Origin of the sequence: Vibrio sp. D431a (assembly GCF_030248655.1) — a bacterium.
GTDB lineage: Bacteria > Pseudomonadota > Gammaproteobacteria > Enterobacterales > Vibrionaceae > Vibrio > Vibrio alginolyticus.
The window spans coordinates 315243-335799 of record NZ_JAHGAP010000001.1; the positions used below are offsets into that span (position 1 = coordinate 315243).

22 protein-coding genes are annotated in these 20557 nt (G+C 40.4%); 14 read left to right on the forward strand and 8 right to left on the reverse strand.

What is annotated here, in order from left to right; genetic code table 11:
• Positions 1–99 precede the first annotated feature (99 nt).
• The 4 genes from KJB35_RS01710 to KJB35_RS01725 form a co-directional block, all read right to left on the reverse strand.
• Positions 100–291, reverse strand: coding sequence for a hypothetical protein (locus tag KJB35_RS01710; RefSeq protein WP_285469136.1), 192 nt, complete (start codon positions 289–291; stop codon positions 100–102).
• 114 nt (positions 292–405) lie between these two features.
• A complete protein-coding gene (locus tag KJB35_RS01715) occupies positions 406–1485 on the reverse strand; it encodes a hypothetical protein (protein WP_285469137.1) in 1080 nt (359 codons plus the stop codon).
• 115 nt (positions 1486–1600) lie between these two features.
• Positions 1601–2632: a nucleoid-associated protein YejK gene (gene yejK, locus KJB35_RS01720; RefSeq protein WP_285469138.1), complete on the reverse strand. Its 1032-nt coding sequence runs from the start codon at positions 2630–2632 to the stop codon at positions 1601–1603.
• Between the two features lie 108 nt (positions 2633–2740).
• Positions 2741–3484 (reverse strand): Crp/Fnr family transcriptional regulator, encoded by a 744-nt coding sequence (locus KJB35_RS01725; RefSeq protein ID WP_285469139.1) that lies wholly within the window; start codon positions 3482–3484, stop codon positions 2741–2743.
• 77 nt (positions 3485–3561) lie between these two features.
• Here KJB35_RS01725 and KJB35_RS01730 point away from each other — a divergent pair, with 77 nt between their 5' ends.
• From KJB35_RS01730 to KJB35_RS01740, 3 genes are all read left to right on the forward strand, one after another.
• The gene (locus KJB35_RS01730; RefSeq protein ID WP_285469140.1) at positions 3562–4308 is read left to right on the forward strand and encodes a hypothetical protein; all 747 of its coding nucleotides are present in this window, start codon (positions 3562–3564) and stop codon (positions 4306–4308) included.
• Positions 4309–4427: 119 nt separating this feature from the next.
• Positions 4428–6272 (forward strand): hypothetical protein, encoded by a 1845-nt coding sequence (locus KJB35_RS01735; RefSeq protein ID WP_285469141.1) that lies wholly within the window; start codon positions 4428–4430, stop codon positions 6270–6272.
• 13 nt (positions 6273–6285) lie between these two features.
• Positions 6286–6483: a hypothetical protein gene (locus tag KJB35_RS01740; RefSeq protein ID WP_285469142.1), complete on the forward strand. Its 198-nt coding sequence runs from the start codon at positions 6286–6288 to the stop codon at positions 6481–6483.
• Positions 6484–6606: 123 nt separating this feature from the next.
• Here the strand turns inward: KJB35_RS01740 and KJB35_RS01745 are convergent, their stop codons facing one another.
• Entirely contained in the window at positions 6607–7251 is a 645-nt protein-coding gene (locus KJB35_RS01745) for an RNA ligase family protein (protein WP_285469143.1), read from the reverse strand.
• Positions 7233–7697 (reverse strand): hypothetical protein, encoded by a 465-nt coding sequence (locus KJB35_RS01750; RefSeq protein ID WP_285469144.1) that lies wholly within the window; start codon positions 7695–7697, stop codon positions 7233–7235. Before KJB35_RS01750 ends, KJB35_RS01745 begins: the two co-directional genes overlap by 19 nt.
• A gap of 93 nt (positions 7698–7790) precedes the next feature.
• Here KJB35_RS01750 and KJB35_RS01755 point away from each other — a divergent pair, with 93 nt between their 5' ends.
• From KJB35_RS01755 to KJB35_RS01800, 10 genes are all read left to right on the forward strand, one after another.
• Complete coding sequence (locus KJB35_RS01755) at positions 7791–9026, forward strand: AAA family ATPase (RefSeq protein WP_285469145.1); 1236 nt, start codon at positions 7791–7793, stop codon at positions 9024–9026.
• A gap of 76 nt (positions 9027–9102) precedes the next feature.
• A complete protein-coding gene (locus KJB35_RS01760; protein ID WP_285469146.1) occupies positions 9103–9567 on the forward strand; it encodes a hypothetical protein in 465 nt (154 codons plus the stop codon).
• A 50-nt stretch (positions 9568–9617) separates the two neighbouring features.
• Positions 9618–10037 (forward strand): hypothetical protein, encoded by a 420-nt coding sequence (locus tag KJB35_RS01765; RefSeq protein ID WP_285469147.1) that lies wholly within the window; start codon positions 9618–9620, stop codon positions 10035–10037.
• A gap of 108 nt (positions 10038–10145) precedes the next feature.
• Complete coding sequence (locus KJB35_RS01770) at positions 10146–10598, forward strand: hypothetical protein (protein WP_285469148.1); 453 nt, start codon at positions 10146–10148, stop codon at positions 10596–10598.
• 84 nt (positions 10599–10682) lie between these two features.
• Entirely contained in the window at positions 10683–11219 is a 537-nt protein-coding gene (locus KJB35_RS01775) for a hypothetical protein (protein WP_285469149.1), read from the forward strand.
• A gap of 13 nt (positions 11220–11232) precedes the next feature.
• A complete protein-coding gene (locus KJB35_RS01780; RefSeq protein ID WP_285469150.1) occupies positions 11233–11622 on the forward strand; it encodes a hypothetical protein in 390 nt (129 codons plus the stop codon).
• A 130-nt stretch (positions 11623–11752) separates the two neighbouring features.
• Positions 11753–13573 (forward strand): hypothetical protein, encoded by a 1821-nt coding sequence (locus KJB35_RS01785; protein WP_285469151.1) that lies wholly within the window; start codon positions 11753–11755, stop codon positions 13571–13573.
• A gap of 156 nt (positions 13574–13729) precedes the next feature.
• A complete protein-coding gene (locus KJB35_RS01790; protein ID WP_285469152.1) occupies positions 13730–15457 on the forward strand; it encodes a hypothetical protein in 1728 nt (575 codons plus the stop codon).
• A 206-nt stretch (positions 15458–15663) separates the two neighbouring features.
• Complete coding sequence (locus KJB35_RS01795) at positions 15664–16521, forward strand: hypothetical protein (protein ID WP_285469153.1); 858 nt, start codon at positions 15664–15666, stop codon at positions 16519–16521.
• Complete coding sequence (locus KJB35_RS01800; RefSeq protein WP_285469154.1) at positions 16508–16723, forward strand: hypothetical protein; 216 nt, start codon at positions 16508–16510, stop codon at positions 16721–16723. Before KJB35_RS01795 ends, KJB35_RS01800 begins: the two co-directional genes overlap by 14 nt.
• A gap of 136 nt (positions 16724–16859) precedes the next feature.
• Here KJB35_RS01800 and KJB35_RS01805 read toward each other — a convergent pair whose 3' ends face one another.
• Together KJB35_RS01805 and KJB35_RS01810 are read right to left on the reverse strand one after the other, a co-directional pair.
• On the reverse strand, positions 16860–18146 hold the full coding sequence (locus tag KJB35_RS01805) for a Y-family DNA polymerase (protein WP_285469155.1): 1287 nt from the start codon (positions 18144–18146) through the stop codon (positions 16860–16862).
• A complete protein-coding gene (locus KJB35_RS01810) occupies positions 18134–18835 on the reverse strand; it encodes a S24 family peptidase (protein WP_285469156.1) in 702 nt (233 codons plus the stop codon). The genes KJB35_RS01805 and KJB35_RS01810 overlap by 13 nt, the downstream gene beginning before the upstream one ends.
• A 198-nt stretch (positions 18836–19033) precedes the next feature.
• Between KJB35_RS01810 and KJB35_RS01815 the strand changes: the two genes are divergently transcribed.
• A complete protein-coding gene (locus KJB35_RS01815) occupies positions 19034–20554 on the forward strand; it encodes a hypothetical protein (protein WP_285469157.1) in 1521 nt (506 codons plus the stop codon).
• Positions 20555–20557 lie beyond the last annotated feature (3 nt).

Here is a 20557-nt window from a genome sequence, read left to right on the forward strand (position 1 = left end):
TTCATTTTAGGAGCATTATTAAGGCAGTCAATAAATTTATATAAGAATTGTAGAGATTGGTTAAAAAAGCACTTTCCACAGGTCTGGAAAGTACAATTTTCATTCAGTAGGCGTGCTCTTAAGGTCTTTGATCAGATTTAAAACGAAGTAGAGCCCGAGGCAAGTGAAGAACATGACAACGTGGTAACCTGTTTCTTTGAGTGATCCTGCAATAACAATCCAAGCAGAGAAGAATAGGAACACGAAAGCCAAGAGAGCATCCATCAGGACGTTAATTTTATTAAAAAGCATACTAACTCCTTCTTGATTAGACTTTTAAGATTTGCGTTATAACCTAATTAAGAGCCTAAATCAAATCTGACAAGCGGTGGTTGAATCCACCGCTCATTAAAGAGTTTATGCGTGTTAATTGCTCATCGCAGCAACAAGAGATAATTGCTCCTTTGACAAGTTCATGCTTTTTAGCAATTTGTGCATATTTACTGCACTTTCAAACTCGTCGTGACTCATGCGATTTTTTAGCTCATTGATAGCTTTTCCGCAAACAACAACGTTGCCTCGAATGTAGCCTTTGTCGCTGTCAAGGCGGTCGATGGTCAAGTAGTTGTCAGGCAGTTCATTGTTTTGGTACTCCTCACGTGTTTGCGGGAAGTGAACCAGAGTTTCATTTGTAAAATGACAAATTGGGTTTCGTAGTAGCGACTCTAGGTCAGCAAGGTTTAATGTAAAATCTAGTCCACGCTTTGTAGCGGAACGGTCTAGGCTCATGTATTTTCGACAAACAAATAATGAGAATTCGTCGCGCTTACCATGCCCCTTATCAACACCAAACGTAAAGTCCGTATCACCTACAGATTCAGTTACATCCGCTGCTTCTGAAGCATTCTCTTCTGTTGCTGATTTTGATTCCTCAGCAGTTAAACTCAGATTGCTGCGCTGCTCAGGAAATTTCGTGTTTTGAAGTTCACTTATAGCTTCTTCGCTAAGTGCATTGCCAATTGTAGTACGAAGCGGTGCAGGCTTGATTTCTTTGTTCAATCGAAGAATGAAGAAACCGTGGTATTTCGGGTTTATCGTTGATGGATCAACTGTCGCCCAGTTATATAGGAAAGTGTAACGGTGCACAGAGTTTTCTGAAAGAACACGCCATGTTTTAGGTAGCCATTCAGGAGCTGTTAGCTCATAGTACTCAAAAATTTCGCGTAAGCGGTAAGCGTCCACAGCCTTAAGCAAGAAGTAGTCTAGGTCACGATCAAGAACGTATTCATTAAGGTTTTTTAAGCCTTTCTCTATGTAAGGGCGGTGCTTAGAGTACTCAGAAATGGTGTTATTAAGGTAAATGTAAGTATCTTCTACTTTTTGAGGGTTAAGTGAAAGTGAAATATCGCTTTGAGACTGGTAAATGTCTTTAGAAAAATCTTGTGTCTCTAGTAGTTTCTTGTTTTGTTCAAAAGTTTGTTTAATTTCTTCAAATTTATTATTCATAATTCACTTAACTATAGATTGAGGCAAATGCCTAATTAATTTCTTTGGCTATAATGCCACATTTGAGTTTGTGGTCAACAAAAATGTGGCATTATTAATAAGAATTTTTGATTCTTTAGTTGTTAGCGGTACTTAGAGGAGCTGCAATATTACGGCGGTTTAGTGCATCTCTCATGTTAGGTGGAGTGCCTTTAATGGTTAATGTGTCAGTCTCTGGATTGTAGAATACACGCTCATTCAGAAGGATGGAGTCAAACGAAATGTTTACACCGCCACCAGCGCCTACAAACTTAGTAAGCTTTCTTAGTTCAGATGCTTTTGCAGGGAATGTCTCTTCTAGCTCGTAACCGTTCTCTTTAGTGAAGTCTGCAAAACTCAACCCTTCAGGAGTGCTAGGTAGTTCGCCACTAAGTTCAGTAATTACAATCTCATCACCGCTACCATCAACATCTTTGGCGTAGTTTGATACAGACTTACGGATTTCATCTGATTCGTGCTTTTCAAGTTGACTGGATGAGCAGAAATCATCAACAGCCTGCATTAATACGAGGTTCTGCGCTTTCGAGTCGAGGCCAAGTTCTGCTTCCCACATATCTAGGAAAAAGTGATGGTGCTTCTGGTTTCCTCGACCGTTTTTGATGGTGATGTAACGGTTAGAACCGCTGTCTACTTCATACGTAGTCAAATCAATTGAAGAGATGAGGTCGATCTTTGATACATCGATGTGTGCTGTTGAAGATAGTTCGCAGTTCTCACCAACTTTAAGGGTGGTGTTATGCGGAATCAATGCAACAATCATGTAGTCAGTCGCCAGTGATTGGTATTTACAGATGACTAAGAAACCATCAGTAGCAAACGGATATTTCACTAGCTCACTTTGAAAAGAATCGGCTAGATTTGTTGATAGAGCACTGAAATCATTAGGGTTTTGATTTAGTGTATCGATTTGCTCTTTCATAAAAGATTTGTCATCAAAGTAAGCAAAAGAACGACCCTTAGTGTTTCTCATGCATTTGTGAAGACTATCAACTAATGTTTCTTCTAAAGCTGTGATTGTTGTGGTTTCTGAACCAACTTCTAAAGTTACTTCTTCTTCTGTGTTTCGAACTAACTTATGGATTGCCATGTGTTTGATATCTAGTGACATATGTAACCTTTTAGTGTTTGAGTGTTGCGTGGGATTATCTGTAATAATGCCACAATTAGTCAATAAAATTTCTCACTTTTTTGAAAGTGAGAGTTTTTGGTGTCCAAATTAAAGACTAGAATGACATTGTGTGTTATTGATTTTAATTGCGCCTTCGGCAATTTTTGAGAGCATTCTTTCGTCTTTTACAACAATGTGCCTTCCTTTCTTGATTAGGATATTTCTGCGCTTGAGCTCTCTAAATAAGCGCGACACTTTTTCTTTACTCACGCCAATTATCTCAGCAATGTCATTGTTTTTGATTGGCAGTGTGAAACTTGATGTTTCTTCTGGTTTTGCTTTATGTAAATAAAGTTTGTAAACCAAGTCGACGATCAGGTGGGCTCTTCCTTGGTTAAGCTTTGTAACGTGTGATCTTGTTGCGCTTTTAGATGCCATTAATCCTTTGCTTAGTAACTTGTAGCTAGCCTGCCTTACTGATTTATCATTGTTGGCGAGGTCATCTAGGTGGCTGAGGGAGATTTGGCACACTAGGCAGTCCTCTAGCGCTCTAGCGCTCATCTCTTGTTTGCCGCTAGCAATCGAATCTAAGCCCATAAGTGTTCCTTCCAATTCAACCGAAACACTTTGCTCTTCAACAAAGTCGATTTTTTTGGTCAAAATTGCAGAACCATCTATCAAACGATAAAGGCTTTTACTTCTTTTTCCTTCACTGAAAATGCTTTGTCCTTGGGGGATGACAATGCACTGTTTTGCATAATCACTGAATACGAGCTTAGCCTCATGCGTCATATTGCGAGTGAAGCATGTATCTGAGTGCTTGCAATTTAAGCAGTTATGTCGTTTTTTCACTGTTAATCTTTAACATCCATTCGAAGTATTTAGCTATAATACCACGCTATATTTTTACCAAGCAATGGATTGAAAGAATGCTTGCTGAATTTTTATCCTATATAAAAAAGAATCGCGTGTTTTGTTTGTTGAGAAAGATTTTCTTCCCTGATCCAATTAAAGACTATGTAGAGGGTAATGTATTAATCCTCGGTGTTAAGGGGGCTGGGGCTGTAACCGTATCAGAGTTGATTAAAAGTACTAATGAGAAATACAGTGCATTGGAGAAAATTTCCATAGTGCCTTCTTATAGCACTTCTGTTGACGCGATGAAGCGAAGCTTTGGTTTACCTGTTGGAAAGACAAGATTCATTAAAACAACACTGATTAATGATTTACGTGCTACTCAGGCTACACCTAGCGTTAGAGGGGTAACTTTAGCCTTGGATGGAAAGTCCGAGCGGTTGGTTTATGACAAGTTAGTGAATAAAGTGTTAGATGTCATTCCACTTACCAATAGGGTTGCCAAGGTTTTGATATCAATCTCAGAGGTGGAGTTGTTAAAGCCATCAACAGCTATGCGCATATGCGAGTTAGCTAAGGATGAGAATGTTGTTTTTGTCTTAACAGCTTATTCCTTGAGGGTGAGGTCTGAAGAATTGATGAGTTCACTCGATAGTTTGGTCGTTACTCGCGTGCAAGGGGCTCGGTTGCTTTTCTCTAAGTTCCACCAGCGTTTTCCGATCGACGGAGCAGATCCAATAGCGCTGACAGAAGGCGGGAGGGGGGAGTATCACTTGTTTACTGCTTCTGGGCGTATATTTTCACAAAAAATAAAGACGTAGTTCGCCCCCTATTGCTAGGCAAATATTGTTAGAATAAAACCTCTTTGTGTTGTTAGCTTTTGAGCAGAATTAATGTTGAATTGGCTAATCTGTATTGAAATTGTACAATTTTAGAAAAGATGACCGTATCACTCCCTTCATTTGTAACTAAAAGGTTAAATGAGAAAAATCTCGACCTGTTGGCTGTCGTTAGAGAGCTTAATGATGCTTTTTCAGCGGCAGGTTACTCGTTAGATTTGTCTATTTTAACAACTGTGACTTGGTCTAATATTCCAAAGTCATATGGAATACATGGTGCTTGCTTTTTACTAGATAGTGAAGAGATAGCAATTGTTATAGATGAACGCTATAAGGGGGAAGGGATGTGGAATGAGTTGCGACAACTCGTGGCTCATGAATGTGTTCATTTTGCTCAATATCAAGCTTATCTTAGTGAACGTGATGAGTTCTATCTTGATAGGGGGAAGGTCAATAAATCAATTGGTCACTCCAAGGGGCATGGAGAGTTCTTTTTTGAAGTTGCACATAAAGTTAATGAGGTAGATCCCTCTCTTGTAATTCACGGTCGGCATCAAGGTTATGAGGACTATTCTTCTCTTGCATCCAAGATGAATGTTTTCTCTGTCTCATTTCAACGAGATGTTTATGTTGATGGATTTGAGCATCCAGAATTAAGAGTATTTGAAGCGGCTTTTGCCGCACAGAACGTAGATTTAGAGGCTTTGCGTAGTTCGATTGAGAATATGTATGGCTCTGCCGCAATATCTTTCACGCATTACGAAACTCTGTCACCTGTAGCAGAGGGTTTGCCTGCATTGAATGCATCATCACAGATACCGTCAGGCAACGCCTACCTTGCGGACTATTCAAAAGTGCTAGACAAGATCAAGGGTCACAGTACAACTGAATTGATTTTACGGAGTGATGTGCGTGCTGAGAGTGGAAAAAAAGTAGACCTCATCGTTGCTAAATCGCGAAACGGTGCTTTGGTCGGGTTTCATGGTTCACATCCGATTAACTTGTATAAATTTGCAGATGATGTTGTTCCGTTTCTAGGAGGCAGTATTTCTGAAATTTGTCACTTTGTAACTGAGAATCTCAATGCAACAAAGACTCATAAGCTGACTAAAACAGGGGGTATTAGGAAGAATCAGAAGCCATCAGGGCATAATATTGATTTTATTAATGCGTTGGTATCTCACAAGACCACATCATGCATAAATAAGCTTGAAGAAGCTGAGATTTTCTCTAGGTATATAGAGTCTTCTTTTTCTGGCAACTTAACAGGTTTGGATAAAGATAATCATTCGTACGATCTTATTAAACATGTCGTAAAGCACCTGAGTTCATTTCCTGTAGTGGGGGAAAAGATATTGGGTACGGGTGCAGCTAAGCGTATTCTTGAGATTATAAACAAGGATTGTAAATATGTGCCTATTGAGGTTCAAGAGCGAATTATGGGTGGTTGGGAAGCTCTAAATTTAAATTCAGTTGGGAGCCTGCTTAAGGAACTAAGCTCGTCTATTGATAGTTTAGAGCTCGGTGAAACAGATTTGAGTGAGATCTTTAGGATTGTGGATGACGTCCATTTTAAGTTCGGAGATATCAGGCATTGCTCTTCAGAAGATTTTTTGAGAGACGCTCTTAAGAGATCTGGCTACAAGGGTGATTTGACCGACGATTTAATGAGTTGGGAGCCCGACTATGAATGGATAAACGAAAGGTTTGATGCTAACTCGAAAAACATGTTGGCGTCTGCTGTGGCAGCGGGATGGGGTACAAAAGGGGAAGTTGAAGAGCTCTTTGGCACCGTGTTTAAAGCTAAATATCGCGCAAATGTTAATAAACCAACGTTAAGCTTTGGTGATTTGCTACAGTCCAGCGCTCAATTGTCACTAGACTTGAAAAAACATAACTTGAAACAAGAAGCCAATCTCACTTCACAAATGAGTTTGGGCTTTTAAATTAAAACACCTAATGGATAAAAAAAGACATTTCTCCATTGCAGTTGGTTGGCTAGCTGCAATGCTATGTTCAGTTCTTATGGAGTTGAACTTAATAAAGGCATTGGCAGTAGGCTTTGCTGTAACTTTACCGCTGGTATATTTAGAGTTTAGAAAAGGCAGGCAAGAGCAAGCATGTGGCTTAGAAATAAAAGAAGAAAAATTGGATTAGGTGAGTTGTTTTCGCTCACGTTGTTTGCATCGATACTGTTGCTTATTTTTTTGGCTCCCATGGTATTGGTGGCTTTCATCTCAAAGCCGCTCGATTAGAGCAGCTTGAGAATGAGAAGATGCATTACTTCAATTTGTTGTATTCAGGATTGTTGGGGTTCCATAAATTACAGTCGTTATCGAACCCTTTACGAACTAGCTTAAATACGCTTTGTTCGAAACTGTCCATGTCAAAAGACTCATAAAGTCGACAAACCAGACCTTCGTGCTTTTCTTTGTCTAGTTCACGCCAGAGCTTACTTACAATCTCTTCAGTGATTATGCCGTCATAGACAACATCAACACATTCAACTCCTGCCTTATTGAAGACTTTCAATGTCTCATCCCATGATAGGCACTGAGCACCTTCCCAAACAGAGAATCCTAAAAAGATCGGTAAAGGGTCTTCATATTTGACCTTGTGCACTGTGGTCATGTTTTCGCCACACAGTCTTAGATTGCTTGGGATTTTGTATCCAATTTCTGCCGCATATCTTTTAATATGAGCTTGGTACGGGAAATACTTGGCTGAATTTGTTGCACGCGCATGTGTGTAGCCATTTGGGTAAATGGTAGCGCTTTCTCCATCCATCTTATAGGAAAAAATACCTCTTTTCCCGTACATATTTTTAAGCCCAGTGGGTTTAATAACCTTGTCGTCAGAGAAGATTGTGCCCGACAATGGGTGATGAGGTGTTCTTGGGTATTTTACTAACTCTTGTTCGAGCATATTTGGATGATTCCTTCGTCTTGATTGATGGCGGCAAACTGTTCTATGCAAGGTTTTAGAAGGCTCATTGCTCTGAGTTGGGCATAACAGTCGCGCAACCCCCATGCATCAATAAACTCGTTAACAACCGATTCTACGTGGTTGAGCTCAAAAGCTCGAATAGGAAGTTTTTCGGTATCAACGACCCCCAACTTTCCTGTTGAGAATGATAGCGAACACGAGAATTGTATTTTTGAATCTGTTTCCTTTAGACACACAGTTAAATGTGACTGACAGGAATCTTCGTATATCGTGGTGTCAACATCAATCTCACGACACAATAGTAGTGCCGGAGGGGTTTCTTTATCAACTACCCATCCGTCGCTAATTAGACTAAGTTCGCGTGCGTATTTGTCACAAAACTTATTTAGAACAGGTGCACTATGAATTAGATCACTCAACTTCATTTTAACTCGCTTAATCTTGATTATTGTTTGATGTATAATGCCACAAAAAATCAGTTATTAAACTATAAAATGCCTTTGGGTTGAGAGTGCGCTATGTTACTGAGTTATCGGAATAAGCCTGATATTGATGATTTCATATCAAAATACGGAAACGAACACCCTTTGTTATCCCAGTTCGAAGAAACAGAGCAGGATAAGGTCTTTCACGGAGAGGGAAATGTAAAAATTCATGTTTCGTACGTTTTGGCAGAACTTTATAAGTTGCTAGATGGTGAATTTGCACACCTGTCCGAACGTGATAAAGAAGTGCTGATGTTTGCAGCGGCTTATCATGATTACGCGAAGCCTATAACAACACGACTCGATTTTCGTAGTGAAAGAGAGTGTGTGGTATCTCCGCGTCACGAAGAGGTTGGTGCCTCAAGACTTCTTTTGAGCCATCGCCCTGAGGAGTTAACCTCTTCCGAGTGGTTGCTTGTGAATAAGCTCATTGCGAACCACCAAATGCCAAAACGAGCGATAAGCAATAATTACTCAATGGGAAGCACTCTCCGTCTACTAGTGGATTCTGGTGATCTTGGTTTGCTATATGTATTGAGCTTAGCCGACTTTAAGGGTAGGGTTGCTCCTGATATGGATAAGCATATTGAGTACCTTGAATTGTTTCAGCTAGAAATTGATTTCCACTCTCTTCGCGGACGATCGCATGATGTTTTGTCCAAGATGAGGTGTGAGTTGGCTGATGAGTCTCTGATTGGGTTGGGTAGGTACACTCGTAATGGTACGTACAATGATGACTGTATTTTCAATCAGATTGTTGCAGCTATGTACAAAGACAGAATTCTATCTCCTTCAGAGGGGTTGTCCCTTCCATTTAACTATGAAAACAAGAGCAAGGTTATTGTTCTTTGTGGGTTGTCTGGCGCTGGTAAATCTACCTCACTTGTGAATTACGCTGTTAAGTTACAGGCCGAGATTATCTCTCTGGATTTGATTCGAGAGGAAGTGACAGGGAAGCATTACTCTCAAGCAAAGGAGGGGGAGGTTAGGAAGATCGCAACTGACCGCCTTCGTGAGTGCTTAAGGGTGGGTAAAAACGTTGTTTGGGACGCAACTTCATTGAGAACCGATTTTAGAACCGCCGTTACAGGGTTAGCTAGGGGGTATGGGGCTTATACAGAAATAGTGTGCCTAATGACTCCAGTTAAAGAGTGCATTCGTCGGGATGCAATGAGGCTTAATCCGGTTGGTGAAGCCGTCATTATGAAGCAATTCGAAAAGTTCCAGATACCAACGGCCAAAGAAGCAGACTTGGTTGTTTTTGAATAATGAATGAGTGTTCTTATGTCTACGTCTTGCGTTGTAATGTAGTATTATTGCTACAAATTTGCAGACGTAAGAAAATATGACCGAAAATTTTGCTTCAAAGAGTTTCAGTACGGACGACGAGTTTAATGTAATCGACCGATTAGCTTTTGATACAAGAGTTACGAAGAAGTCGCAGCTTTATCGTGATGGAGTGCTAGATGTAGCAAGAACTCAGAAACTAACTAAGGACTTTCAAAATGAGCTAGCAGGAAAGGGGGAGTTGTTTAAGATCTCTCTTGCTAGCAACAAAAACCTGTCCGATGAGTTGTTTTACAAGTTATCGAGGAATGAAAGTGTCGATGTGCTAAAGGCAATTGCGGCCAACCCTTCTACTCCATTTGATGTAATGGTTAAATTGGCTAAGAGCGTTTTCACAGACGTAAGAGAAGCTCTTGCAGAGAACCTTTCAACGCCTAAATCTATTCTATTTGATTTAGCAAATGATGAAGACTGGGATGTAAAACACAGTGTGGCGATAAATCCCAACTTCAATTTAGGTTAATGATGTTGATTTTGGGTTTGTGAACTTATTAACCTCATACAAAAAGAACAATGAAAATGTTTAAAAAAGGAATGATGATCGCTGCCTTAACGCTTAGTTCTGGTGCCTTTGCGAACACATCAAATTTTGACTTTCAGCTCGATACTGTTGAGGCAAAAAGGGCGCTTGAAACTTGTAATAATGACCTGACTATTACTTTTGAAGAGCCTTCTAATATTCGAATTATTTGCAATGGGGTTGAAGAACTCAAAGGCGGCTTTTCTGGCGGAAAGGCACCATTGTTTGATGAAATCAGAACTTTAAACAGCAGTGTTCTTGTTGGCTCTCAGACAAAAGAGCTCATGAAAACCTTCAGCCCTAACTTATTGCGCGGTTATTACAATGGATGGCTAGCGGAATTCACCGAATCATATTTACTTGATATGGCTGGTAAGGCTGCAAACCTGAAGCTCTGGGAGGGGTATATTTAGCTAGCGCGTTATAATGAAGGACTTTTACACAACCGCAGACCTAGAGCTGCGGTTGTTGTTTGTACACGTGATTTGTAGATTTTAATGGTAATTTAAAACGTTTAAAGTATGAGTTTTCTAAAAGATAATAAGGCGGGACTTAGCTTGTTGTTAATAATGGCTGGTATTTCTGGTTCATTGTTTATGACAGATGACGTCGCGTACTATACAACCACTGCTGGAGCGCACCCTATCGAGAGTGAGCTTTATCCAAGCAAAGAGTTCAACGTTTCTATCGTTCAAAGTCTTATGGTTAAAGAGTTTTATCGTGTCTGTGGTGCTGAGTCGACGATCAAGAAAACTGAAAACTCATCCTATGTTGTGGATTGTAAAAAGGCTTTAAAGACAGCGGCTTTTAAGGCTAGTGATGATGTGTATATCTCAGGCATAGAGGCTAAATTACGTGGGGCTGTCCTTGTTGCGCATGACAAGGATATAGATCTTAAGTTAATGCATGACACTGTAGGTGAAGCTGATTGCGTCATAACTTTAGCGTTAGGTTCAATCCAAAAAACAGCATAACTTTTGAGATAGATGATTTATTTCATATTCTTTTAGTAAATTATGAATTTTGTTGGTTTATTAAGAAAGGCAATTAACTCAAAAGTGAAAAAACTTTGTGTCTCTGCAAACGTAGATGGTGCTTTTGCTTTTTCAGATAAAGCATTCGATGATCTAGAGGTTACATTTTACAAGTCAAGAGAGACTCTCGCGTACATGACACCAGAAGACTTTCTGGCTGTTGCAGAGAAAGGGTTTGATTCAAGCAAGGAAGGGGTTTGTAAAGGTGTAATTGAGTCTGGTGAAGGCTTTACCTCTATCCCCTTCTTAACTTTTGAGCATGATGGTAAGGGTAATGCTCGCGTTGTAGGTCACGAGGGTAGGCACCGAGCTATGGTACTTTTCAACGAAGGAGTTTCTAAGATTCCGGTAGTATTAAAATCTGCGGCGGGTGGTGAAGGGATGAGTATCCGTTGGGGGAGTCAAGATGGTGGTTTTGATGCTTTATCAACTCATGGACAGGTTTTGCCATTACGACTTATATCAGAGGAGGGGGATTGCTCTATCGCTATGCCTGATTCTCTTATTTTTGAGCAAAATAACCTCAACAAACCAAACGCTTTGAGGCCAAAATCTATCTAACGAGGAGTTACAGGTGATTTCAAATCCATTTCACGCGGAAAAAGCCGAGCCACTAATTGAACTAACTGTTTCTTTATCTCGATCTAGAGGTGGTGATGATGTTGAATTCTTGCTTAAGAGTTTTATTGCAACGGTAATTCCGCCTTTGTGTTTTCTGAGAGACACCGGAGGGAGAGATTTTGTCGTTCGTGATTTAGTGACATTTTGCAATCGCAAGGCTTGGAACCAACTAATGGCTGACGAACGATTAAGGGATTCAGATCGTCACTTGCTTGACTTGCATAATTCAATATGTTCGAAAAAAGGCGTGAGTTCGGAATCTCGATTTGTTTTGTTCGACGATGGGTATAGTGATTTATTATTTGTTGTTGGCCTCATAGAAGACGTTTATTCACGTATTTAGCCAGCGGCGGCACAGCTTGTTTGCGATTCATTCTCGAAACAAGAGCGTTAACATGCACATTTTTTTGGGCTGTTAACATTTCAGGCGATTGTGGTATTATAGCTAAACAATACGCTAAAAGGATTCAAAAATGAATCGTAATCAAGAAGAACGCTCTCTCGTTCGTAACAAAATCGTTGCGCACTTAAAAGATAGCATGAATCTAGGTCATGCAATTTACCAAGCCAACAACCTCTTTAACGATGAATTATCAACCGACTTATTCGAAGATGAAGAGTGCTTTATTCACCTCTACATTGAAACGAACGGACAGGAACAAAGAACTCTAAGGAGCTCTAGTGGGTCTCTTGATCACATGAGGGCAATGGGCTACACAAATGGGGATCTCCAAAAACTCCTAAGTGGACATTCATTCGATTATGTTAAGGACAAGATATCAAAGCGTGAGGTGAAAAGGCTAGGCAAGGCTGAGCAAAATAAATTTGCTGATGAGTTTGAAGTCTTTTGGAATGAAACATTTGGGTATATGGGGGATCTAGCTTGCCCTGTACACCTAGGTCATGTTGCATTTTCTTCTTACCCTTATCGAAAAGGGGAGTCTCAACTTCAGCAATTGGAGCGCTATTGCGAGACTAATTCATACAGTGAAAGTCAGAAATGGTGGGCGCTACTTGGTTTTAACAAAATGGAGCCAGCTAGTGGCTTATCCACGTTCGTTAAGCGATTGGTAAGAACGAGTACAATGCCTAGCGGTGTAGTGATTAATTCACGCTTTATGGATTTGAATGGAGCTCCGTATAAGGTGGAGGTCATGTCAGGTACTCACGTTATTCTAACTGTGGATTTGAGAATGTCTCCATTTGACCTTCACGATATGCTTGGTTCAATTGTTCTTGATTTAAACTCACTGTTGAAGAAAGTGGCAAATGATAGAGGCTTCTACTCGCTTGAACAATGGAACTCTATGTCTGCTGAGTTCCCTAAATCGTGCATCAAATCACCTCGTGATTATGAGCAAGCAAGGGTGGCTGCCTTAAAGAAACTAACTTCAAATGCTTTACAACCACAAGTTAAGAAGAGCAAGACATTTTTAAATGTTTCGTCAGTCATTGAGTCCGCTCAAAAAGATCCTGAGGGATTTGCTTTTAATTTAGCAAAAATGAACGCTGCCGCTAAGGGGCTTGATGGGGTTTCGTGTCGAGACCGCCGCGCTCTTTACGCGCTAAAGCAGAGAATCATGTTGATTCTTGAAAAGCAAGATATGGCGAAGTTGGTTAAGTTGTGTAAGCGTACAACAAAAGCGAAATTGGATGAGACTCATCTTCGTTCTGATGAGGAATTGGGTCTATTAGTCCTTCCTATGATTTTTCAAGGTAAGAAAAAGTTACTTCGCAAAGGGCATGTCGTCTTGCGCGATCTAGCCATGGAATTCAAGCCTATTGGGTGGAATAACCTTGTTTCGTCTGAGGCAGCTCTTACGGACTTAGGTCGTTCGTTCAGACGCCTATGTGGGCATTGGGCAGAGAGTTATGGTGAAACGACCTTATGGGGAATGCGCCGAGTACTCAAGAGTAACAAGCTTCTTTTGACATTTATTGATGAATCTAAAGTTTCAGAGTTAGACCTTGCCGAATTTAAGGCTTCAGGGAATAGCGAGCAGTTCCTGAGAGTAGGTTTCATGGATGTTTGGGAGTTTGTTATCGGAGGTCGTATTTTTCATATGCCTAAAGATATGCTACCTAACCATCTGCTACAAAATACGAAATCTCTTCCTGTTGAGAGTTTCCCAGTTGAGTACAGGTTTGGTGTAGAGACAAATGAGCCTTTTGTCACTGATTTAGCTGACCTAAAAATGGCGTTGTCTTCATTAGGAGTTGATATCGACTCTTGGTCGTTTACACAAACTATGAGGCAGAAGTTTAATTCTGTAGCAAGTGTAACTAGTGACTGATTTCACTGCTTGTTTCTTGAGGAGCCTTTATGGCTCCTTTTTTTTATTCGAAAAACACCCACCAGCACCAAAAAACGCTACTACCATAATCGAGATTAATGTTAAGATTGATTTCAGAAAAACGATGAAAATAAAGTATAATTTTTAGAAACAAACATGATTTCCGACTTTCAGAATAAGATTGAATCCCAAGCCCTTGCAGCAGAGACAAAGGGTAAGCCTGCTCGATTGGTTGCCATTGCAGGTATTAACGAGAGAAACTTTGTAAAAGTCGCTGCAAGAGGGGCGTTTACATCACCGAGTATTGCTATCACAAAGACTGACAAGAACTATAATCAGTTTGGTAACATCCAGATTCTATTCAAGGCTAGCGTGCTATTTGATGGAGAGACAGGTGTAGGTAACCGAAATAACGAATCTATAGTGGCAACAGGTGATTACTACTCAGTTCGAACGCCAGATCTAAAAATGCAATTGTATGCTCCCGCAATGAAAGAGCTTAAGGAGTTGGCTTTAGAGCATGGAGAAGATGACTTCTACAACAAGATTGCAAATTGGCGCAGTGGAATTAGTTTTGACAGGGTATTTGATTTTCTAGAGAGGCAGAGTTCATCAAAGCGTATCTTCTTGATGCAATCTGGTTTGGAAGTAAAGAATGCTTACAAGCGCAAACCTTTTCAAAATGACTCTATAACTGCATTTGCTCTAGAGAGGATGAAGGTCTCTGAGTTTAGCGACTTGTTAAATGGCGTATTGGCAGAAAAAGAGGGATTTGGTGATCGATTGAATGCCTTGGTTAGGGAGCTCTATGAAGAAAAATACAGCGGTGCCATAGATAGAGGTGTTTACATGGCAGAGGAAAGAATGGAATCTGCTATTGAAAGAAGGCTGGAGAATGGTGCTGTATATTGTGCCAAGAACGTCCTAAACGAACTTGAAGAGTATCGAAGTCGTAAAATGGTGATAGATACTAAGAGAACTTCAGAGCGTATCGAGAGGGCTTTCAGGAAGGCTGGTGGACATGCTGCATTTAACTTATGGATAGCAAGACTTGTTGATAGTTTGAAATGTGGGTATTACTCGGTTACTGAAGATGGCAAGAAGTTGAAAGACTGGGAAGCTGTTGATCGCTATATGAAATCTAATCGTGGTGAATGCCAAGAAGCCCCAAGTTCTTTTGGTGTTGGGGAATTAAGAGCTATGAAAACTGAACGTCTCTATTCTCTACAAGAGGTTATTGAGTGCTCTGGCAACATCGCCACTGACGAAAAGGTTTATGATTCTGAAGAGTTATCTAAAGCCCTTCATGATTACCGAGGTAAGTTAGACTCATTGTCGGTTGCAGAATACAGTTTTGCATCTGATTCGACAGAAGTTGAGAGACGAAGTATTGAAGCATTAACTAGTGCTGGTCTTGGTCAGCGATTTGATGACGTTGTTATTGATAATATGAAGCGCCAAAAGATCTCACTAACCGATGAGAATATTAAAGCGATGACAGAGGTTTCTAGAGCTTTACTACAGGCATACACAGATGATCACTCACGAGTCCCTTACTTTGAAGCAAAAGAGATGCGAAGTATTCCACTAATGCCCGATAGATACAGTTACTCAACTTCAAAGAAGATGTATGGTGTATCTGAATCAATTGAAGCAATTCTTGTAACGAAAGAGAACAAGGATTTTGTTGAAGGGATTCTGATGGACTACGGCATCAAAGGCGTTAAGGTTAAGACTTATAATCCTCAAATCGAGGGGTCAATGTATCGTGGTATGAGTGATGAGGCCGATATTGTTAAACACTCTCACAAATTAGAGAGATATCAGAAGCAGGAAGCCAAAAAGGTTGCTGCAATGAAAAAGAATAGTTTGTCGAACCGTTAGAGATGTTTGCACTAATAAGCCGCAATCAATGTTGCGGCTTTTTTATATGCGTGACCTTTAAAATGAAACCAAATTTGTGGCATAATGGCAAAACTGGCGCGGATGAATATCTTAAACATTTGCACCCTGATGAAGAAGTGTAAGAAAACGAAAGTTATTAAACGCTTCTCATCCAGTCATGACATATATGATCAAAGGTAGTCGATATGAATAATAGTATCCCATTCGTGCTTAAGCTAAGTAACTCCCGCGAAATTGATGGTGTCCTTATCATTAAAAAAGGTTTCGCTCGGTTTATGATGCAAGAGGCATTTTTGTTTAATGGATGCTCGAAGGAACCTTCTTGTACTTGGGAGGTTCAGGTTGATGAGGTACACAACCCCAAAGGCTTCATCGTTGACAGGCTTTCGCGTATGGCAAAACATAACCCAAGTATTCTTGCCGTATCGTTCGAGGATGACTTTAAAGAGCTAACAGATCGTTTTATTGATGAAGTACAGACAAGGAAACGAATCCTTGTTGGTGGTTCTATTCTTCCGAAGGATTCTAGTGTTGTGATGATGGTTGTTGATGAAAATGGCGACTGTATTTCAAGCTTCACTAAGACAGAAGATGAATTGGTTCAAAGTTCGGGTTCCTGTTTCTGGAGTGCGGATAGTCTGGTGTTGCCAAAATCGGTAGACGATGAAGGATTTCCTCGATATACGCGCAACTCAAGGATCAATGAACTTTTGCTGTCTGCAAAGATTCCATTCGGAGATGACGCAAAGAAATACACAAAGGTTTTCGTTGAGAAGCGTAAATTTTTTCATGCTCTAGCTTCACTTGCTAAAAAAGAAGGTATTGATCACCTGTCCTCTTATGTAATCGATGCAGTGAACAACCTACGACTTCCAAAGGCTAGCGAAAAAATTAATACTGAAGTGCCTAAGTTGCTTAAAAAGGAGCGAGCATTCTTAGAATCACTTCACGAGTCTAAAGGGAGTAACTCGGGGGGTTCCAAAAAGCCGCTCTACTTCTTTAATGTGGATTTGATTCTGGAATTTTCAAATGAGCGTAAATAATGTTGGCAAGCCTAGTAAGGTTCATTATTACAATCATGTGGCAACAGCATGGAATTTGATGCTAGAAGGAAATGTCGATCGAGAAACGGCGTCGAACCAGACTGCTTGTGGTTACATTAGAAGCCAAGTTTCAAGCAACAAACTCGATGTAACATGCAAGAAATGTCTTCATGTGATGAAGCAGCAAGGTATATTGGTTTAACGCTTATGAATAAAGAATGGTTGATGTAAGGCTATATTTTTTTTAGCTTATATAGAACAACTAATCTTTATTTTGGTAGAGACAATGAGCCGCCAGATAAAGAAGAAAAAGCCGACCATTCAGTCGGCTTTTTCATTTATATACATTTGATTTCTACAATCTGGTTATAGTTTGTCAGGTAGTTTGATAATTCAAGTAACTCAAGATTGCCTTTTGTTTTCAAAGCTGTGGTCTGCTGTGATGCAAACGAGACCGATCCTTTGCCAAACCTCGCATTCAGTCCGTCGAGAGCTTTCATTAATCGGACGTTGTCTTTGTTCTCTTGAAACATGTCCAGTTGGCGCATTTCAGAGTTGATTAGTTTTGTAGCGCCTACACCTACTTTATACAAGGGTTGTGTAAGCAAGCAGCGTGGCAAAATTTCGTAGAGCATTTCCCTTACAGTCTTCAATACAATACTGGTATCTGAAGTTGCACTATCAAACGTGACTTCAGCTGATTTCGAGTGACGTGGACATTTATCATAAGGTGATGTTGAAACAAACACCTGTAACGCTTTGGCGTCAGAATTTTGGGCGCGAGCTTTCTTGCACACCTCAGCAGCATGGTTGGCAATCACAGTTGTTACCTCTTCGATACTTCTTAGTCTATTTCGACTAGAGCTTGTCGAGAATATCTGCTTTTTTGCTGGTGGCTTGTCTGTGAAATTGAGTACTGGAACACCATTTAGTTCGTGCACTACGTTAGCTACGTTGATGCTAAACTCCTTCTGTAGCTGTTTGGCGTTCGCGTTTTTAAGCTGGTACGCTGTTGTAATGCCCTTGAATTTGAGGTGTTCAGTCAACCTCTTGCCAATATTCCAAACATCTCCAAGTGGCATTAGTTTTAGCACTTTGTTTTCACTCTGTTCTGAATCCAGTACGCACTGACCTTTGTAATCCGGTAGCTTTTTTCCAGCAAACGATGCGACTTTGGAGAGTGTGAGTGTCCTGCCGACACCACCACCAGTACCGATTCTTGTCTCCTTGTATATTTGTTTTCTTGCAACAAGTAAGTGTTCATTTAGGTCTACACCCATAGCATGAAGTCGCGTAACGTCGATGAACATTTCGTCAACAGAGTATTGATAGTAAGGTAGGTCAGATCCAATGGCTTCCGTGATGCTAGCCATCATTCTATGAGAGATGTGGCCTAGTGTATTAAAATTGGCTTTGAATATGACCCCGTCGAACATGGCAAGCTTGTCTTTAACTTCAAAGATCGGTGAAAACTTAGGGATGCCTTTTTCTGTGCAAGCTCTTGAGGCCGCAATTGATATGCCATCTAAGCCACTTGCCACCAATACGGGCTTATCCCTTAAGTCAGGGTGCATGATGGTACTAGCTGAACAGTAGAACCTTGAGCCGTCGATTAAGCAAAACATGGGGATCTGAATATTTTAATGATTTTCACAACGACTCCTTCAATAGAAATGTTGTCAGAGTTGGTAATTCTGTGAGGCGGGTACTTCGGGTTGTCTGAGCTCAACAAACGCTTTTGGCGATTAACTCTTTTTAATACTAGGTCTCCATTCAAGGCGATTACACAGACGTCATCCTCTTCCATATTGAGATGCCTTTCGATCAGCATTAGATCTCCACTATGTACATATGGCAACATCGAGTCTCCAGAAGCTTTTGCCAATACTGTCGTGTGTTCTTTTTCGACGAGCAGGCCATGAAGGTTGGTGTCTCTCAGTGAAATGCTTCTTGATGTGTTGTGAGCTTCTCTGAAAAAATGCACGGATTGCTGAACAACCCCTACAACAAAAACATGATCATGCTTGGTTGTAGCGGATGCTAACCTCTCAAATGTTGTTACTCCATATGTACCATCAGCAACAGCATATATAATGTCCCCAGTCGTTGGAGTAAGTCGAGCGTTCACAATAAGCAAGTCACCTTTTGAGATCCCGCGTGATTGAATGTGATTCGGCGAGGGAATAATATGTGTACTGCTAGGGCTGGAGATGAAGAGTTCATCTAAGTTAATTGTTTTTTCAAGAAACGGAAGTGTAGGGTTTTCAAATCCAGTGATTGAAGCTGAAATCAAAGAGTCTGAAAGGTACTTCATATGCAAGCTCGTGTGTATAAAAATAAACATAACAACTGTATGAATAAACAGTATAGATCGTTGTTAGATTTTCTGTGAAGCAAAATTCTGCACGGCACACACTATGTGAACGTTCTTTGTTCAAATTTAACCTTTTAGGTAGGTGTTTTGCCGAATGTCGTAGTTATTTAGACTGGTATTTTTTAAACTTAAGAGAAAATGGGTAAGTTTTTAGTTCACGGCAGTAAAAAGAAAGGTTTTGATGCACTAGAGCCGATTTCGATGTTCGGTGAAAACGGATCAGTCGATGGTATTGGCATAAATTTAACGTCAGATATTGATGTAGCGCTGCGATATGCGGGAGATAGTGGTTCAGTCTATGTCGTTGATGTAGATACGGATAATTTCATCGAAATATCTGATAGTTCTCTGATAACAGAAGAGCAGGCTGAATTTATTTTAGGTGAAATCAGAGATTTGCATCACTTTGAGCAATACCGTTTATACACAGATATGTGTGGGCACGTCACTCATAAATTTAATGACAAGTATTTAGCCTTTGATTTTTACACTAAAGAAAAGGAAGAGGCTAAGAATTATCACTTAGATAGATTGAAGCCTAAAGTTGAAGATAAGGGGGATGGGTTCGAGATTCGTGCCTGCCGAAAGTCAATTACAGAGGCTGACCTTGTTGGGGTTTCACATAAGGATGCTCATTACATCCTGAATTTGTTCGATAATGAGTTTGCCACGCGGTGTTACAAACACTTTGCTAGTGGGTTGGTGCTGCCAAAATTGAATAACGGCACAAACTACCTTTCTTTTGCGTATCTAGAAAGTGTGGAGGAGGAGATTGATTTATCAACGCTGTCCAATTCTTCTGAAGGCAAACAATTCGTTCAGGAACGCCTGTCTAAGCTAGAAACTGGTGTTCAGGATGTTGAATTCGAGATAGATCGATATAAAACCTTGTTTATTGATGATAAGGGAAAGATTTACGAATCAAGTGACGAAATACGTTATCCATTGCAGTTAAAAACTGAGCTTGAAATAGAAATGTTCCCTAGACCACATATATGGGTCGAAAAGGATGCAGGCAAGAGTGATGCTTTAACAAGAGCTTTAGGAAACCTTCTTCGTAGTAAGCCGGAGTTTTCAGAGTTTGAGTTAAGGTTTGATAACTACAGGGTTCCGTTGAAAGACTACTTGAATGAAGTTCAAGCACCAAAAACTGAAATTGGTTATCACGGCACTTGTACTGGTTTAATTGAATCGATTGGCTTAGCGGGACTTGTTCCTCGTGACATAAGTGGTATTGAGGCGCACTACATTGGTTCCGCAAAAAAAAGTGAAAGTGACCGAGTGTATTTCACATCAAAAGAAGGTCTTGGGGCTGCTATTGCAGGAGCAAGAAGTGCGGCTAAATCTTACGGTGGTTCACCGATAATTCTAGAATTCCCTCTTGAATCGCTTGATATAAACTTGCTTGCTCCGGATGAGGATAGCAAGAAAGACTGTGCTACTAAGTCCTTGGAGTCTATAGGGACTGCGGCGTACAAGGGTAAGATAGACTCTAGCCAGTTAAAAATTTGCGTAGAAGAATTCGTGCCTGAGGATATGCGTCAGGACTTTCAGGTGTCTTTAGCTAACTCACTTTTCGAAATTGCAAAACAACAGACATTGGCTGAAGCGTGTGAAACTTCGGTAGCTTTATCGAATTACCTTACGCTGAAACTTTAAAAG

What these genes read in the sequence shown, in the direction of transcription:
- KJB35_RS01710 (WP_285469136.1), bottom strand. Translation starts at nt 291, where the DNA reads ATGCTTTTTAATAAAATTAACGTCCTGATGGATGCTCTCTTGGCTTTC.
- KJB35_RS01715 (WP_285469137.1), bottom strand. Translation starts at nt 1,485, where the DNA reads ATGAATAATAAATTTGAAGAAATTAAACAAACTTTTGAACAAAACAAG.
- yejK (WP_285469138.1), bottom strand. Translation starts at nt 2,632, where the DNA reads ATGTCACTAGATATCAAACACATGGCAATCCATAAGTTAGTTCGAAAC.
- KJB35_RS01730 (WP_285469140.1), top strand. Translation starts at nt 3,562, where the DNA reads ATGCTTGCTGAATTTTTATCCTATATAAAAAAGAATCGCGTGTTTTGT.
- KJB35_RS01735 (WP_285469141.1), top strand. Translation starts at nt 4,428, where the DNA reads ATGACCGTATCACTCCCTTCATTTGTAACTAAAAGGTTAAATGAGAAA.
- KJB35_RS01740 (WP_285469142.1), top strand. Translation starts at nt 6,286, where the DNA reads ATGGATAAAAAAAGACATTTCTCCATTGCAGTTGGTTGGCTAGCTGCA.
- KJB35_RS01745 (WP_285469143.1), bottom strand. Translation starts at nt 7,251, where the DNA reads ATGCTCGAACAAGAGTTAGTAAAATACCCAAGAACACCTCATCACCCA.
- KJB35_RS01750 (WP_285469144.1), bottom strand. Translation starts at nt 7,697, where the DNA reads ATGAAGTTGAGTGATCTAATTCATAGTGCACCTGTTCTAAATAAGTTT.
- KJB35_RS01755 (WP_285469145.1), top strand. Translation starts at nt 7,791, where the DNA reads ATGTTACTGAGTTATCGGAATAAGCCTGATATTGATGATTTCATATCA.
- KJB35_RS01760 (WP_285469146.1), top strand. Translation starts at nt 9,103, where the DNA reads ATGACCGAAAATTTTGCTTCAAAGAGTTTCAGTACGGACGACGAGTTT.
- KJB35_RS01765 (WP_285469147.1), top strand. Translation starts at nt 9,618, where the DNA reads ATGAAAATGTTTAAAAAAGGAATGATGATCGCTGCCTTAACGCTTAGT.
- KJB35_RS01770 (WP_285469148.1), top strand. Translation starts at nt 10,146, where the DNA reads ATGAGTTTTCTAAAAGATAATAAGGCGGGACTTAGCTTGTTGTTAATA.
- KJB35_RS01785 (WP_285469151.1), top strand. Translation starts at nt 11,753, where the DNA reads ATGAATCGTAATCAAGAAGAACGCTCTCTCGTTCGTAACAAAATCGTT.
- KJB35_RS01790 (WP_285469152.1), top strand. Translation starts at nt 13,730, where the DNA reads ATGATTTCCGACTTTCAGAATAAGATTGAATCCCAAGCCCTTGCAGCA.
- KJB35_RS01795 (WP_285469153.1), top strand. Translation starts at nt 15,664, where the DNA reads ATGAATAATAGTATCCCATTCGTGCTTAAGCTAAGTAACTCCCGCGAA.
- KJB35_RS01800 (WP_285469154.1), top strand. Translation starts at nt 16,508, where the DNA reads ATGAGCGTAAATAATGTTGGCAAGCCTAGTAAGGTTCATTATTACAAT.
- KJB35_RS01805 (WP_285469155.1), bottom strand. Translation starts at nt 18,146, where the DNA reads ATGTTTTGCTTAATCGACGGCTCAAGGTTCTACTGTTCAGCTAGTACC.
- KJB35_RS01810 (WP_285469156.1), bottom strand. Translation starts at nt 18,835, where the DNA reads ATGAAGTACCTTTCAGACTCTTTGATTTCAGCTTCAATCACTGGATTT.
- KJB35_RS01815 (WP_285469157.1), top strand. Translation starts at nt 19,034, where the DNA reads ATGGGTAAGTTTTTAGTTCACGGCAGTAAAAAGAAAGGTTTTGATGCA.